General features: G+C 42.9%; 12 protein-coding genes and 1 tRNA gene. 1 reads left to right on the forward strand and 12 read right to left on the reverse strand.

Annotation, left to right across the window (positions count from 1 at the left end):
* Positions 1 to 49 precede the first annotated feature (49 nt).
* Positions 50 to 2,113, reverse strand: a complete 2,064-nt coding sequence (locus LU279_RS11215) for a DNA topoisomerase (RefSeq protein WP_274422588.1) — start codon at positions 2,111 to 2,113, stop codon at positions 50 to 52.
* The gene (locus LU279_RS11220) at positions 2,113 to 2,871 is read right to left on the reverse strand and encodes a formate/nitrite transporter family protein (RefSeq protein ID WP_274422589.1); all 759 of its coding nucleotides are present in this window, start codon (positions 2,869 to 2,871) and stop codon (positions 2,113 to 2,115) included. Before LU279_RS11220 ends, LU279_RS11215 begins: the two co-directional genes overlap by 1 nt.
* 418 nt (positions 2,872 to 3,289) lie before the next feature.
* Here LU279_RS11220 and LU279_RS11225 point away from each other — a divergent pair.
* A tRNA-Sec gene (locus LU279_RS11225) sits at positions 3,290 to 3,387 on the forward strand.
* Between the two features lie 68 nt (positions 3,388 to 3,455).
* Here the strand turns inward: LU279_RS11225 and selA are convergent.
* From selA to LU279_RS11275, 10 genes are all read right to left on the reverse strand, one after another.
* Positions 3,456 to 4,868: an L-seryl-tRNA(Sec) selenium transferase gene (gene selA, locus LU279_RS11230; protein WP_274422590.1), complete on the reverse strand. Its 1,413-nt coding sequence runs from the start codon at positions 4,866 to 4,868 to the stop codon at positions 3,456 to 3,458.
* Between the two features lie 11 nt (positions 4,869 to 4,879).
* On the reverse strand, positions 4,880 to 5,917 hold the full coding sequence (selD, locus tag LU279_RS11235; RefSeq protein WP_274422591.1) for a selenide, water dikinase SelD: 1,038 nt from the start codon (positions 5,915 to 5,917) through the stop codon (positions 4,880 to 4,882).
* Positions 5,918 to 5,981: 64 nt separating this feature from the next.
* Positions 5,982 to 7,886 (reverse strand): selenocysteine-specific translation elongation factor, encoded by a 1,905-nt coding sequence (selB, locus tag LU279_RS11240; protein ID WP_274422592.1) that lies wholly within the window; start codon positions 7,884 to 7,886, stop codon positions 5,982 to 5,984.
* Between the two features lie 114 nt (positions 7,887 to 8,000).
* Entirely contained in the window at positions 8,001 to 8,489 is a 489-nt protein-coding gene (locus LU279_RS11245; protein ID WP_274422594.1) for a hypothetical protein, read from the reverse strand.
* A gap of 138 nt (positions 8,490 to 8,627) precedes the next feature.
* A complete protein-coding gene (locus LU279_RS11250; RefSeq protein ID WP_274422595.1) occupies positions 8,628 to 9,164 on the reverse strand; it encodes a GNAT family N-acetyltransferase in 537 nt (178 codons plus the stop codon).
* A gap of 172 nt (positions 9,165 to 9,336) precedes the next feature.
* Positions 9,337 to 10,017 carry a hypothetical protein gene (locus tag LU279_RS11255; RefSeq protein ID WP_274422596.1) on the reverse strand — a complete coding sequence of 227 codons (681 nt, stop codon included), beginning with the start codon at positions 10,015 to 10,017 and terminating at the stop codon, positions 9,337 to 9,339.
* A gap of 42 nt (positions 10,018 to 10,059) precedes the next feature.
* Positions 10,060 to 10,731: a leucine-rich repeat domain-containing protein gene (locus tag LU279_RS11260; RefSeq protein WP_274422597.1), complete on the reverse strand. Its 672-nt coding sequence runs from the start codon at positions 10,729 to 10,731 to the stop codon at positions 10,060 to 10,062.
* Between the two features lie 383 nt (positions 10,732 to 11,114).
* Complete coding sequence (gene asd, locus LU279_RS11265) at positions 11,115 to 12,200, reverse strand: aspartate-semialdehyde dehydrogenase (RefSeq protein ID WP_274422598.1); 1,086 nt, start codon at positions 12,198 to 12,200, stop codon at positions 11,115 to 11,117.
* Between the two features lie 103 nt (positions 12,201 to 12,303).
* Positions 12,304 to 13,683, reverse strand: coding sequence for an argininosuccinate lyase (argH, locus tag LU279_RS11270; protein ID WP_274422599.1), 1,380 nt, complete (start codon positions 13,681 to 13,683; stop codon positions 12,304 to 12,306).
* Positions 13,684 to 13,843: 160 nt separating this feature from the next.
* Positions 13,844 to 14,464: an epoxyqueuosine reductase QueH gene (locus LU279_RS11275; protein ID WP_274422600.1), complete on the reverse strand. Its 621-nt coding sequence runs from the start codon at positions 14,462 to 14,464 to the stop codon at positions 13,844 to 13,846.
* Positions 14,465 to 14,584 lie beyond the last annotated feature (120 nt).

The following is a 14,584-nucleotide window of genomic DNA, read 5'->3' on the forward strand; positions in this document are numbered from 1 at the left end:
TTGAAAAGCCACCGAAAGATGGCTTGTTTGCTATGCAATTTATTTTTTTCTACCCACTACCTCTTTGTTTCAAACTTTTTCCTCCTCGTTTAGAAGCCGATGGTTTCTTTTTATAATTTTCTGCCGCCGCATCAAAAAACTGTCTCAGCGCATACTGATAATTGCTCTGTTCCACCTGATTCGTCCGCACCCGCACAAAATGCTCCAGCTTGTCCATATACTCCTGAGGTGTGATACTTCCCTCTGCCACATAGGTAAGTCCTTTTTCCCAGCTTGCTGTAAGCTCAGGGTTGAGAAGCTGCCGTATGGAACAGTTCACCACATCAAAAATCATTTCTCCCAGTAGTGTAGGTGTGATCACCTGAGTCTTTTTATTCAGGGAAAGATATTTAATGGAAAACAGTTTTTTCAGGATTTCCGCTCTGGTAGCGCTGGTTCCGATACCACTTCCCCGAATCTGCGCTCTCAGTTCTTCATCCTCGATCAGCTGGCCTGCATTTTCCATAGCAAGAATCATAGAACCGGAATTGTACCGCTTGGGCGGAGAAATTTCTCCCTCCTTGATGCTCAGAGAATCCACGGAAAGTATATCATTCTTTTTCAGCTTCTGCAATGCTGCCAGAAGCACCTCATTACAGGATGTATTTTCCTCTTCCTCTGAATCCTGAGACTTTTCCGGGGCTTTTTTTGCCGCAAAAGAATTGGCTGCAATCTTCAGATATCCCTCGCTCTGAAGAACACGGAAAGATGAAAAAAGACGTTCTTTTTCCATAACTGTTACCAGGTTCACCTTCTGATAAACTGCTGGCGAATAAAAAATGCATAAAAATCGCCGCACAATCGTCTCATACACTCTCTGAGATGTGAGAGAAAGAGAATTCAGAGCGTTCAATCCCTGACCTGTGGGAATAATGGCATAATGGTCTGTGATCTGTTTGTCATTGACATACCTTGTTTTTGCAATGCTTTTATAGGTTCCCATTTCCAGAACCTGGTCTGCCGCCCCATTGATCTGCAGGTATCTGCGAAGCCCGGAAATATTTTTGTAAATTTCTTTTGCAACTGCAGTAGAAAGCACACGGGCATCTGTTCTGGGATAAGTAACCAGTTTTTTCTCATAAAGCTCCTGAACGATCCTCAAAGTCTCATCCGGGCTGATCTTAAAAAGCTTGGAACAGACATTCTGAAGCTCCGCCAGGTTAAAAAGAAGAGGCGGATTCTTGTTTTCTTTTTTTCGCTCGACTTTTTCTACCTGACAGGTAAGAGGAGGATTCTGGCTAAGTTCTCCGATCAGCTGTTCTGCATATTTTTTCTCTTTAAATCCATTTTCTTTGTAAAGATACGGGGACTGAAAATATCTGCTGCCTTCCACAGCCCGCCATTCGCCGTCAAAATTTTCTCCCTCCAGAGAAATACTGCCAAGAACCCGGTAAAATGGTGTTTTTACAAAGGAGCGAATCTCCCTTTCTCTTCTCACAACCATTCCCAGAACGCAGGTCATAACACGGCCCACAGAAATTGCCTGATATTTTGTCTTCAGATAATTGGACACACTGTTCCCGTATCTCAGGGTCAGCACACGGGAAAAATTAATTCCCATAAGATAATCCTCTTTTGCCCGGAGATAGGCGGACGCAGAAAGGTTATCATACTCAGAAATGTCTTTTGCCTCCCGGATTCCCCTCAAAATCTCTTCTTCTGTCTGGGAATCAATCCACACGCGCTTCTGAGTCTTATCGTGAACGCCTGCCATCTGAGCCACCAAACGATAGATATACTCTCCCTCACGTCCGGAGTCTGTACATACATAAATGGTGTCCACATCCGGTCGGTTCAAAAGACCTTTGACTATCTGAAACTGCTTCTGCACTCCCGGAATGACTTCATACTTAAAATCGCGCGGTAAAAAAGGCAGGGTATCGAAACTCCACCTTTTGTACTTGATATCATATTTTTCCGGATAGCTCATAGTGACCAGATGCCCTACGCACCAGGTCACTACAGAATCCTCGGATTCCAGATAGCCATCCCTTCTCTGACCGTTGATCTTAAGAGCTTTTGCAAACTCCTGAGCCACGCTTGGTTTTTCCGCTATGTATAAAGCTTTTCCCATTACTGATCTGCACTCATCTTTCTCAGCGGCCAGGCAAGAAGAAGCGCGCCGCCTACCATATTTCCAATTGTAACTATCAGCATACTTTTCAGCATAGCGGTTAAGGAAAGTCCCGGAACCAGGCAGTATGCAGCCATAAAGGTACTCATATTCGCAATACTATGTTCAAATCCGCTGATCACGAATCCTGAAATACACAAGATGATCATCAGGATTTTAGCCGCCTCGCTTTTCATCTTGATGCCGCAAAGAACGCCAAGACATACGAAGAAATTACAGAGAACAGCCCGGAAGAACATTTCCCCCATTGGAATTGAAAGCTTGTTGTTAATAAATCCGGCAAAATAGTCTTCGGTCCCTGCTGCTCCTGCCCATATAAAAATCATAGTCATGATCACACAGCCTACAAAATTGCCGATATAGCTTATCAGCCACACCCTGCCGGTTTCTTTCCAGGTTACTTTTTTGTCAAAAGCGCCAAAAGCCATAACAAAATTGTTTCCGGTAAACAGCTCACCACCTATCATAGAAATCAGAAGAACCGCAATGGAAAATACCACTGCGCTGAGAAACTTGCCCCAGGCAGGAAGCTCTGCCCCGGAAAATACATTTCCCACTACATTTGAAAAAATCATGGCAAGAACAATAAAAAATCCTGCCATCACAGCCCTTGTAAAGTATTTGCCGAAGCTGGTGTTTACAAGCCGCGCTTTTGCAGCTGCCGCGTTTGATACTTTTTGTACATCTTCATAGTTCATCTCTTACCACCCTTGTCCTTTCCTGCTTTTTACATAAGTCAGACCACCGCCTGCCCGGATTCAGTTATCACTGGTATCCCGATTAAGTGTTTCGGAAATACCATGGTCACTAATCTCGGTCGACGCATCTCTTGACCTCGCTAAGTGTCCAGGTATAAATTCTCACTAAATTCATCCTGCGCCTTTGGCTTGGATTCATTAAGTGTTTCGGAAATACCATGGTCACTAATCTCGGTCGGCGCATCTCTTGACCTCGCTAAGTGTCCAGGTATAAATTCTCACTAAATTCATCCTGTGCCTTCGGCTTGGATTCATTAAGTGTTCATATTATATCATTATTTTGGGATTCGCTCAATAGTAACTCAGACAGTAACATCTTGAAAAATTTCTCCCACACTGCTATAATTAAAAAAATTTTGGGTGTCGTTGGGTAACTGGTGTGCCCCCTGGTCTTCAAAACCTGTGCTGGACGTTAAAAGCGCCCTGGGTGAGTTCGATTCTCACAGGCATCCGCCAGTATATAATGAGGCTGTGGAACCAATTTCCACAGCCATTTTTTACAAAACCGCCTTATAAATACTTTTTTATTTTTTACAAAGCGCTTCTCTCAGCACTTCTGCAAACTCCCGCTTCTCTCCCTCTGAAACCGTACGCATTTGAAGTAAAACCCTGTCATTTTTTATATGGGAAACAATGGGAACAGAACACAGACGGAGGCGGTCCGCCAGCTGTTGAGCAGTTTCTTTTTCCGGCGAAATTTCTATTGCATAATCCGGCATTATTTCGCCAGGAAGAGAACCTCCTCCGATCACAGCGCTGCTTTCTGTAACTTCTATCTTTCCGGAACAGGAACATGAATTCAGTTCCCGGGAAATTTCCTCTGCCTGATCAAGAAGCTCTTCTTTTGTTCTTGCGATCATTTTAAGAACAGGAATATTTTCCCATGCCTGTTCCTCATGAAAATACTCCCGGAAGGTTGCTTCCAGAACCGCAGTTGTACATTTGTCAAGACGCAGCGCCCGCATCAGAGGATGCTGTTCTATTTTTTGTATGTATTCCTTTTTTCCGACAATAATCCCGGCCTGCGGACCGCCCAGAAGCTTATCCCCGGAAAAGCACACTACATCCGCCCCTTTTTGGAGGATTTCTCCTACCGTAGGCTCATGGACAAGTCTGTATTTTTCAAGATTGACCAGAACACCGCTTCCCAGATCAACGATCACAGGAATCCCATATCTTTTTCCCAGAGCAGAAAGCTCATCTACTGAGGTTTCCTCTGTAAATCCCACAATCTTATAATTGCTTGTATGAACCTTCAGAAATGCGGCAGTTTCTTCTGTCGCTGCATGTTCATAATCTGAAATCCTGGTCCGGTTGGTACATCCGGTTTCCCGAAGGACAGCCCCGCTCTGCTCCATAACCTCCGGTATGCGGAAATGTCCTCCGATCTCAATCAGCTCTCCCCTGGAAACAATCACTTCTTTTTTGTGCGCCATAGCCGCAAGGATCAAGGTCACTGCCGCAGCGTTATTGTTCACCGCCACTGCAGCTTCCGCACCCGTGATCTGACAGATCACATCTGCATAATGAGCCTGTCTTTTTCCTCTTTTCCCTTCCGAAAGGCTGTATTCCAGATTGGAAAATCCGCGCATGGACTGAATGGCCGCTTCCATCTGATGTTTCCCAAGAGGCGCCCGTCCCAGATTCGTATGAAGAAGGATCCCCGTTGCATTAAAAACCCTGCGGTAAGATGGCTCTTCCAGCGCCTTTGTCCTCTCTACTGTCTGTCGGAGCAGCCGGGAAATAAAAACCTCTGTTTGCTGTGTATGTTCAGCTGTTTTTCCTGCCAGAAGCTCATTTCTCAGATTGTCCAGCTCTTCCCGGAGAATACCAAGAATCCTGTCTTTTCCATATAGTCTGCACAGTTCTTCTGTTTCCGGCTTCTGAAGGAGATGATCCACCTTCGGAAGCTGTCTTAAAATTTCATTTTTGTTCATATTCTATCCGTTTATTTTAGTATCAGATATTTTTCCTGCTTTGAAGTTACCTCTCCAATAGCCGTACCTGGAAGATCAAACTCAGCCAGACGTTCCAGAAGCTGAACTGCCTCTTCTTTTTTTACTGCAAGCATAAGTCCTCCTGACGTCTGAGGATCGTACACCAGATCTTCCTGCCAGGTTCCTGCAATTTCACTCAAAACGTCCGCTTCCAGATATTCCCGGTTTCTGTAGGCTCCCGCAGGAATCAGCCCCATCTGAGCATATTCCTGAACCCCGGGCAAAACCGGAAGTTTCCCGGTGTGAAGGATCAGTGTCATTTCGCTGCCCTTTGCCATTTCCATGGCGTGTCCTGCCAGGCCAAAGCCTGTGATATCTGTGCAGCTGTGGATTTCAAATCCCGCAGCAATGTCCCTGGCATATTTATTTAAAGCAGCCATTGTTTTTACAGCAGTATCTATCTCCTGTTCGGAGGCAAGTTCTCCTTTAATGGCAGTGGAAATAATACCTGTGCCCAGAGGTTTGGTAAGAACCAGAATATCCCCCGGCTGCGCCCCATAATTTTTCCACATGGATTTCGGATTCACAAACCCGCTGACGCAAAGTCCGTACTTGGGCTCATTGTCAGAAATGGTATGACCTCCTGCAAGTACAGCCCCTGCTTCCATCACCTTATCCGCGCCGCCCTGAAGGATTTCTCCCAGGATCTCAATATCCAGGCAGTCCGGAAAAGCAGCCAGATTCAGCGCCACCTTAGGCTCTCCGCCCATGGCATATACGTCGCTTAGGGCATTTGCAGCTGCGATCTGCCCAAACAGATAAGGATCATCCACCACAGGAGTAAAAAAGTCAACTGTCTGGATCATTGCCAGTTCCTCACTGATCCGGTATACTGCAGCATCATCCGCAGTTTCTGTTCCCACCAAAAGCATGGGATCATTAAATTTTGGCAGCTTACCCAAAACTTGGGCAAGGGTCTCAGGACCTTTTTTCGCCGCTCAGCCGGAGGTCGTCGACATCTGTGTCAAACGAATTTCTGTATTTGCCATATCACTCACCTCCCTTCCATGTTTTCCATTTTCTTTTAAAGCTTTATTCATTTTCAGCAATCTTTTATTTATCAGAAGATTTCAGAATCCTTCCACCTTCTGTTTTTCTAGTAAAACCATTTTTGTCAAAATGCTCCAGAAGCGCCATTGCAACTTTCCGGGAGCAACCCAGATAATCCCGGTATTCTCCAAGGGCAATCTCCGGTTTTTTTTCTGCCATTTCCCGGAAAGCGCTTCTGGCCTTCTCGTAATAATCATGGTGAACACAGTACTGACCATCCAGTCGGATCAGTATTTTTTTGTTCAAAAGCGACTTAAACACGGCTGGAAATTTCTTCTGTTCCTGATGCTCTTTCAGATAAACCTCTGTAGCAACAGGAGCAAAGCCCTGATTCAGATAATGGGCGAGGATTTCTTTTGCCATAGCATCCTCATCTTCCTTCAGAACAACCCGGAATCCCTTTTTACTGATCAATCCATGCTCTTCCTTGATCACCTTTTCATCCTTTAAAACAGCAAGGATAGTATCTACAAGTTTCCCCTCTGAAATTTTCATCCTGCTTCGCATTTCTTCAATACCCATGCCTTCTTTTAGGGGATTTTCCTTATGAAATCCATCCAGAACTGTTTCTGCCCTTTTTCGGTAAAAATCCATTTCTTTCCTGTGGATATAAAGATCTTCATTAAGGCGCACCAGGATTTTTTTCTCTGAAAGTTTCTCTGCAATACTTTTCAATCCGGATTTATCAAGAGAGCTTCGTCCTGCAAGTTCCTCCAAAGAAAAAAAATTTCCCCAATGCTCCAGGACAGAAAGTTCCAGCATTTCCTCTCTGCTTCCGTTTTCCTTGATCCGGCAGGTTTCCAAAACCTTTATGTCATTTCTTTTATGCTTCCTTGGACAACCGTCCAGAACGATTCCGCCTCCAATGGTTTCCGCCGGGGAATAAAACCGAATCACAAACCTCTCTCCCTTTTCCATAACCGTTTCTTTTTCCAGCCGGAGCTGAGCATAACAGGTTTCCCCTGCTTTTAGCACATCTCTGTCAAGCAGGATCACTTTTCCCAGAAGCTCCTCTGTACCGTGGTATACATGTACCCTGCTTCCGTTCTTGACACTACGCTCCGTATGTTTCAGCACAGTCAGAGACACATCTGCCATCATAGTCGGATACATACTGTTTTTAAGGGCAACCACATCCCCTCTTCGGATCTCCTGTTTTTTCCTGTCCGGAAGATTCAGCGCCACCCTCTGCCCTGGGTGGGCTTCTTCCACATTTATCTCATGTACCTGAATGCTGCGGATCTTTACAGAAATATTTCCCGGATAAAGACAGGCTTCCTGTTCCTTCTTAATCTTTCCGCCGGAAAGCGTTCCTGTAACAACTGTTCCAAATCCTTTCATCGTAAATACACGGTCAACAGGCAGACGGAAGGCGCATGTTTCCTTATGCTCCGGAATCTCTCTGTACATCTGGTACAACGTATCCCGAAGCCTGTCTATTCCCTGATTTCTGTACACAGAAACCGGAACCACAGGCGCATCCTCCAGAAAAGTTCCCCTAACCAGTTCCCGTACATCCTCCTCCACCAGTTCAATAAGCTCTGGATCTGCTGCGTCTGTTTTTGTGATCACGATCACACCGCGGCGAACACCCAAAACAGACAGAATATCCAGATGCTCCACTGTCTGAGGCATAATTCCCTCATCTGCAGCAACCATCAGCATTACCATGTCCATTCCTGCCACGCCTGCAAGCATATTTTTTACAAATTTTTCATGACCGGGCACATCCACAATTCCTACCCGCTCCCCTTTCGGGAAATCCATCCAGGCAAAACCAAGCTCAATGGTAATGCCCCGCTTTTTCTCTTCTTTCAAACGGTCTGTATCGATTCCCGTCAGCGCACGGATCAGACAGGTCTTTCCGTGATCCACATGACCTGCTGTTCCTATAATTCCATATTTCATGAGATTAACCCTTGCAAAAACCGGAGAGGAAAACCTGCCCCAGTTTCATATATTGTTATCAGCTTATTTTAAATTTCTCGGTGGGTAAAGTATCGTCCTATAAAAAATTATAGTTTACTTATTTTCCCATATAGCTTCCTTACAATGCGGACACTTTTTGGGAATAAGTAAATTGCTGTTTTCATATTGAATTAAAGTTATTTTCTTATCTCTACGATCACAAATATCCTTGACCGATTTATTTATAAGACTACCGCCTTCTTCACCTAAATATCCTAAAGTTGTCTTATACCATGGAAATTTACCTTTACATTTAGGACATTTCCATAGAAACATAAAAATATATTCAAGAAAAAAAGATATGAAAAACATTAAAAAACTTACCCCAAATGTTACTAAATAAATAAGTCTAACATAATTCACTATATTCTCCTTTAATAAATAACCTGGTATATTCTCCTTTAATAAAATATCAATAACCCCTATAGCAACTGAAAAACAGCATATATATGGCGAGATACGAACTATCTTTTTAATCAATACGCTTAACTTAACAAATAAATCCAAATTTTTATATATAAGTTTTACCTTAGGGCTTTGCATATCCACCCTCCTAAATTCAAATTATAATATATCGCCTTTACTATAGTATATCATTAGAAAATTTACTAGTCATTACTTTTCTTCTATCGAAGAAGTTTTCGATAGATACATTTGCCCTGTCAGTCTTCTGCTGAGAGCTTATCGTAATATTTTTTCTGCTCTTATTTCAAAAGCGGTTTCGTGACGTTTTAGATATTTTCTGGGGATGTCTTTTTCTTTTAAGGTCATACCAAGAGTTTTTATGATTTTGATGGATGCAGAATTCCTGCTGTCACAGCAGGCAGTGATTTTGTTAAGATGAAGAATATCTTGGCAAAAGCTGAAAAGTGCCTGTGTAGCTTCTGAGGCATATCCTTTTTTACAGTAATCTCTGTGAATGATCCATCCAAGTTCTCCGATTGTAAAAGCCTCATCTTCAGCGTAAACAGAAACCTCTCCAATGTGTTTGCTATTTTGTATGACAGCAAATACATAATAGCGGGGGAATGTTTTTTTCCATTCCTTACATGACTGCATAAGAAAATCCCGGCACACTTCGATAGATTCGTCTGGATAGTATTTCATATATTTTACATGCTCTACATCGGAAGAGTAAGCATAGACAGTAAACAGATCATCCGGACTGACTGGACGGAGAAGCAGGCGACTTGTTTCTAAGCGAATATTTTCGTACATGAGAGGGCACCTCTTTCCTTTGGAAAAATAGAATCGTCATTCAATTATAGTTTACCATAATTGCAGTGTCATGGACATATTTTTAATCTGGTTTATTTTTATTTCCGTCCCTCCTGATTTTAGTCCTCTGTAAAAAGATTGTTTCTTTTATCGGAGCCTTCCTAAAGATTCTTCACTTTTTCCTGTCTTCTGCATTTTTGCGAAGTCCCAGCCACAATGTGATAAAAAATACTACAAATACCAACATCCCCACGCCAGTGGATTCCTGACCAAATTTTATTGTCAGATTCAGCTTCGCCTGTTCTTCTCCGACCTGATGAACTGCGCCTGAATACCGTTCCAGCGCCCAGTCTGTTTTCAAAAGATAATAATAGATCATTCCCAGATAAACTGCAAGATCGCCCGCTATAATCCCCGCATATACATTTAAAGATTTCTTCCAGGAAAAAACTCTCTTTTTTGCTACAACATAATATAAAAACACGATCACACCACTGCCAAAGATCAGTAGTTCCAGTTCCATAACAAACACTGAGATCACAGCATTTCCGCTGTTCATATTGACTATTATCCGCTCTGTAAGAACATCGATTCCTGTTTTTACCAAAGCTGCTACCCCTCCAAACAGAACTGCCTGAAGAATCACCTTAAAATAACTGTCAATATTTTCCATATATTCTCTTATTGCCACATAAAGACTTCCTGTATAAATAAGCCACCAGACAAATGAAATAAAAAATGACGCATCAAAATATCCCCAGACCATGTAAGGAATACGCACGGTTACTCTGGAAAGTGCACCCAGTAATATGGTTGCGGTTACAGCAATTACAGCGCCTCTGCTTTTACTCATAGTCTTCCCTCCCGAACTTTATCGTTTTTGTATGCTCACTGTTCATCTCTCTTCTTCCATTTCTCTGATCAGATATTCAAACCCTTTTTTATATTTTCTGTGTACCATAACGCCGCTGTCCTCTAATTTCCGTAAAATCTCTTCCTGTTTTTTATTTTTCGGCTCATAAACAACTAATTTCAGCAAGGGAATCTCTGCTAAAACCTCCAAATTGTCCACAGAAACCTGATACAGGTTTACTGCTTCCAGGTTTTTCAGCTCACACAAAGGTGAAATATCTGTAAAGGGATTATAAGCCAGATTCAAAATCCGCAGATTTTTCATATTGCTGAGCCCCTGAATATTCCGGATCGTATTATAGTTAATATCCAGTTCTTCTATCTGACTGCATTCTGAAAGAAAATCCAAATCTTCAAAATAGTCAAAATATGTAAGGTCTAATTTTTTCAGCTTTTTCAGATCTGGAAGGGTTTCCTCCAGCATATTTATAATTCCGACTCTCTGCTTCTGAAATTCTTCCTTTTCCTCATCTGTCATACCGCCTGTATCATATGTCAGATGCAATTCTTCCAGATTGGGAAACAGTTTCAGGTCTTCCAGCGTTTCAAAACGCCCCGAGGTGTCTGTTACATAAAAACTTCTGACCTTGTCTGCTTCTTCCTTCAGCACACTTCCTTTCCCAGTATCCAGAAGATACAGTGTCTGTATTTCCATATTTTTGTCCTGGAACTTTATACATTTGCTATCATACCAGAGCCGCAATGCCAGAAGCCCTGCCAACAGAACTAGCAAAGTAATACACAGATAAACTGTTTGTTTTTTTATCTGCTTCCTTTCCAAATTTTAATCCACCTTATTTTTCTGATTTTTTGATTAGTATAATTATATCATCCAAAATTTTATCTGTCATCACCTATTTTCCAGATTATTTTCAACCTAACTAATAGTAAAAGCGGTTTCCAAGGCATTTTTCCGCCAGATATTTATATGTACAAGTCCCAGGGCATACAGAATAAATACCGCCAACAAAAAACAGACTGCCTTATCTCTGTGAACCAGAGCAGACAGCCTGCTTTTTGATATATCTTGTAAATATTTTATTTCTTTGTGATAAATCCTTTTGCCTTCAGAGTTTCTGCGCAGAGAACAGCTCCGCCTGCAGCGCCTCTTACTGTGTTATGGGACAGTCCTACGAATTTATAATCGTATACCGTATCCTCACGGAGACGTCCAATAGAAACGCCCATTCCGTTTTCATAGTTTACATCCTCTGTTACCTGAGGGCGGTTATCTTCCTCAAGATACTGGATAAAGTGCTTCGGCGCACTTGGAAGTTCAAGCTCCTGCGGAACACCGCTGAAGTTGCGAAGCGCTTCGATCAGCTGTTCTTTGGTAGGTTTCTTACGGAATTTTACAAAAACAGCTGCTGTGTGGCCGTTCAGTACCGGTACACGGATACACTGGCAGGTGATCACTGGCTCCTGAGCCGGAATGATCACGCCGTCCTCGATCTTACCCCACAGTCTCAGAGGCTCTTTTTCGCTTTTCTCTTCCTCTCCGCCAATGTACGGAATGATGTTGTGTTCCATTTCCGGCCAGTCTTTAAAAGTCTTTCCGGCACCGGAAATCGCCTGATATGTAGTAGCCACTACTTCATATGGCTCAAATTCTTTCCATGCAGTAAGTACCGGCGCATAGCTCTGAATAGAGCAGTTTGGTTTTACTGCGATAAATCCTCTTGTTGTTCCAAGACGTTTCTTCTGGAATTCAATTACATCAAAATGCTCCGGATTGATTTCCGGGACTACCATAGGAACATCCGGTGTCCAGCGGTGGGCGCTGTTGTTGGAAACAACCGGAGTTTCAGTTTTTGCATATTCTTCCTCAATAGCCTTGATCTCGTCCTTAGACATATCTACAGCAGAGAAAACAAAGTCAACCGTTGCAGCAACCTTCTCTACCTCATTTACATTCATTACAACAATATTTTTTACTGCTTCCGGCATCGGAGTATCCATTTTCCATCTTCCGCCTACAGCCTCTTCATAAGTTTTTCCTGCACTTCTCGGGCTGGCCGCAAGTGTAACCACCTGAAACCATGGATGATTTTCCAGAAGAGAAATAAATCTCTGTCCTACCATTCCGGTAGCTCCCAAAATACCAACTCTCAGTTTCTCGCTCATAATAATCGCTCTCCTCACTTTATGTCTTTGTGTTGCATACATTTGTCGTTCTTGTACATACTATAACATTTTCTGGAAAAATGCAAGTATTTTTTCTTATGTATCAGTGATTTTGAAGATATTCCTGATTGGCTTTGATCACCTGTTCCATCACCTCTGAACCGGGCGCTCCGTAGGTACAGCGTTTTTCCACGCAGGTTTTCATGCTAATTGCCTCATAAATATCTTTTTCAAATACAGGGCTGATCTCCTGATAATCTTCAAGGGGCAGTTCATCCAGAGAAATCCCCCTGTCAATACAGGTCAGTACCAACCGTCCTACAATACCGTGAGCATCACGGAAAGGAACACCGTGGTTTACCAGATAATCTGCCGCATCTGTGGCATTTGTAAAGCCGTTCTTTGCACTTGCTTCCATTACATCCTTGCGAAATTCCATGGTAGAAACCATGCCTGTAAACAGGGCAAGACAGCCTTTTACCGTGTCAATAGCATCAAAGGTAAGTTCCTTGTCTTCCTGCATATCTTTGTTGTATGCCAGAGGAATTCCCTTCATAGTTGTGAGAATAGACATCAATGCCCCGTACACGCGGCCTGTTTTTCCGCGAAGAAGCTCCGCAATGTCAGGGTTCTTTTTCTGAGGCATAATACTGCTGCCTGTGCTGTATGCGTCGTCAATTTCCACAAAACGGTACTCATTGGAATTCCACAGGATGATCTCCTCGGAAAAACGGCTGAGATGCATCATCACAGTAGACAGGGCAGACAGAAGCTCGATCACATAATCTCTGTCCGATACAGAATCCATACTGTTTCTTGTGGGCTCATCAAAACCCAGAAGTTCTGCCGTATATCCCCTGTCAAGAGGATAGGTGGTGCCTGCCAGCGCCCCTGCGCCAAGAGGACAGGTATTCATTCTTTTTCGGATATCTGCCATACGGCTTCTGTCTCTCCGGAACATCTCGAAATATGCCCCTACATGGTGAGCCAGAGTGACCGGCTGGGCTTTCTGAAGGTGGGTAAAGCCCGGCATATAAGTATGGATATTTTCTTCCATAATCTTCTGAAGTGCCACAAGGAGCTCTTTTAAAAGACCGTCAATGGCATCCACTTCATCTCTCGTATACAGCTTCATATCCAATGCCACTTGATCGTTGCGGCTTCTTCCTGTATGAAGCTTTTTGCCCGGATCACCGATCCTGTCAATCAGATTTGCTTCCACAAAGCTGTGGATATCCTCGTACTCGGAAGTGATTTCAAGCTTCCCTGACTTTACATCTTCAAGGATACCTTCCAGTCCTTCCAGAATCTGATCACGCTCGTTTTCCGTGAGAATCCCCTGCTTTGCCAGCATTTTTACATGAGCTTTGCTTCCTCTGATATCCTGCTCATAAAACTTCTGATCAAAAGAAATCGAAGCATTGAAGTTATAAACAAGCTGATCCGTTTCTTTTGTAAAACGTCCTCCCCATAACTGTGCCATAATAATTACTCCTCACCTTTGTATAATATTAATAATTAATCATGCAGCAACTGTTTTTTTACATAAAATACCGCTCTGTATTTCAAGTGTTTCTGGCTGATTATTACCAGTATATCACACTTTTTCCAAAAATCAAACAAAAAGAATATTTTTTGTATATTTATTCATTTCTATCTCTTTTTGAAAAAACGCAGCCACAGTAATCCTGACGGTACAGATGATGCTCTACGGACAGTTCAACAGAACGTTTATAACCGTTTTTTTTCTTAAAATCCGAAGGAAGATGCTCCACTCCATAAATATCTGCCAGCTCTTCACCGATTTCATTTATTTTAGGCGCATTTTTCAGAGGGCTAATGGACAGAGTAGTTGTAAAATAATCATATCCGCCTTCCTTTGCCAGCTTCGCCGCCTCCTCCATGCGGAGACGATAACAGCGAAAGCATCGCTCGCCGCCCTCTGGAATCTGCTCCAGCCCCTTTGCCATCTGAAAAAAGCTCTGTGGATCATAGATTCCCTCAACCAGCTTCACCGGGTGGATAAACTGCATCTCCCCGATCATACGACGTATCTCCTCCACCCTTTTTTCGTATTCTTCTTTAGGTGAAATATTTGGATTGTAAAAAAACACTGTAATTTCAAAATATTTGGAAAGATATTCCAGTACATAGCTGGAACAGGGTGCGCAGCAGCTGTGAAGAAACAGTCGTGGCACTTTGTTTTCTTTTTCAAAACCGGTGATCAGAGCATCCAGCTCTCTCTGATAATTTCTATTGTTCATGTAAGCTTCTTTACTCCTTATATATCAGTCAGATTTTCCGCAGACAATCCTATTGCCCGCCGTTAAAGAATTTCTGTTTTTCCGTTTATCTTCCACTTGCTCATGGGTCATATTTTAGCC

The sequence above is a fragment of the Blautia sp. XA-2221 genome, assembly GCF_028767025.1.
Taxonomy (GTDB): Bacteria; Bacillota; Clostridia; order Lachnospirales; family Lachnospiraceae; genus Blautia_A.

Bases quoted from the DNA above. Each gene is read 5' to 3' on its own strand.
- LU279_RS11245 (WP_274422594.1), bottom strand. From the start codon at position 8,489: ATGCAAAGCCCTAAGGTAAAACTTATATATAAAAATTTGGATTTATTT.
- LU279_RS11255 (WP_274422596.1), bottom strand. From the start codon at position 10,017: ATGAGTAAAAGCAGAGGCGCTGTAATTGCTGTAACCGCAACCATATTA.
- selA (WP_274422590.1), bottom strand. From the start codon at position 4,868: ATGAACAAAAATGAAATTTTAAGACAGCTTCCGAAGGTGGATCATCTC.
- LU279_RS11220 (WP_274422589.1), bottom strand. From the start codon at position 2,871: ATGAACTATGAAGATGTACAAAAAGTATCAAACGCGGCAGCTGCAAAA.
- argH (WP_274422599.1), bottom strand. From the start codon at position 13,683: ATGGCACAGTTATGGGGAGGACGTTTTACAAAAGAAACGGATCAGCTT.
- LU279_RS11215 (WP_274422588.1), bottom strand. From the start codon at position 2,113: ATGGGAAAAGCTTTATACATAGCGGAAAAACCAAGCGTGGCTCAGGAG.
- selB (WP_274422592.1), bottom strand. From the start codon at position 7,886: ATGAAATATGGAATTATAGGAACAGCAGGTCATGTGGATCACGGAAAG.
- asd (WP_274422598.1), bottom strand. From the start codon at position 12,200: ATGAGCGAGAAACTGAGAGTTGGTATTTTGGGAGCTACCGGAATGGTA.
- LU279_RS11260 (WP_274422597.1), bottom strand. From the start codon at position 10,731: ATGGAAATACAGACACTGTATCTTCTGGATACTGGGAAAGGAAGTGTG.
- LU279_RS11275 (WP_274422600.1), bottom strand. From the start codon at position 14,464: ATGAACAATAGAAATTATCAGAGAGAGCTGGATGCTCTGATCACCGGT.
- LU279_RS11250 (WP_274422595.1), bottom strand. From the start codon at position 9,164: ATGTACGAAAATATTCGCTTAGAAACAAGTCGCCTGCTTCTCCGTCCA.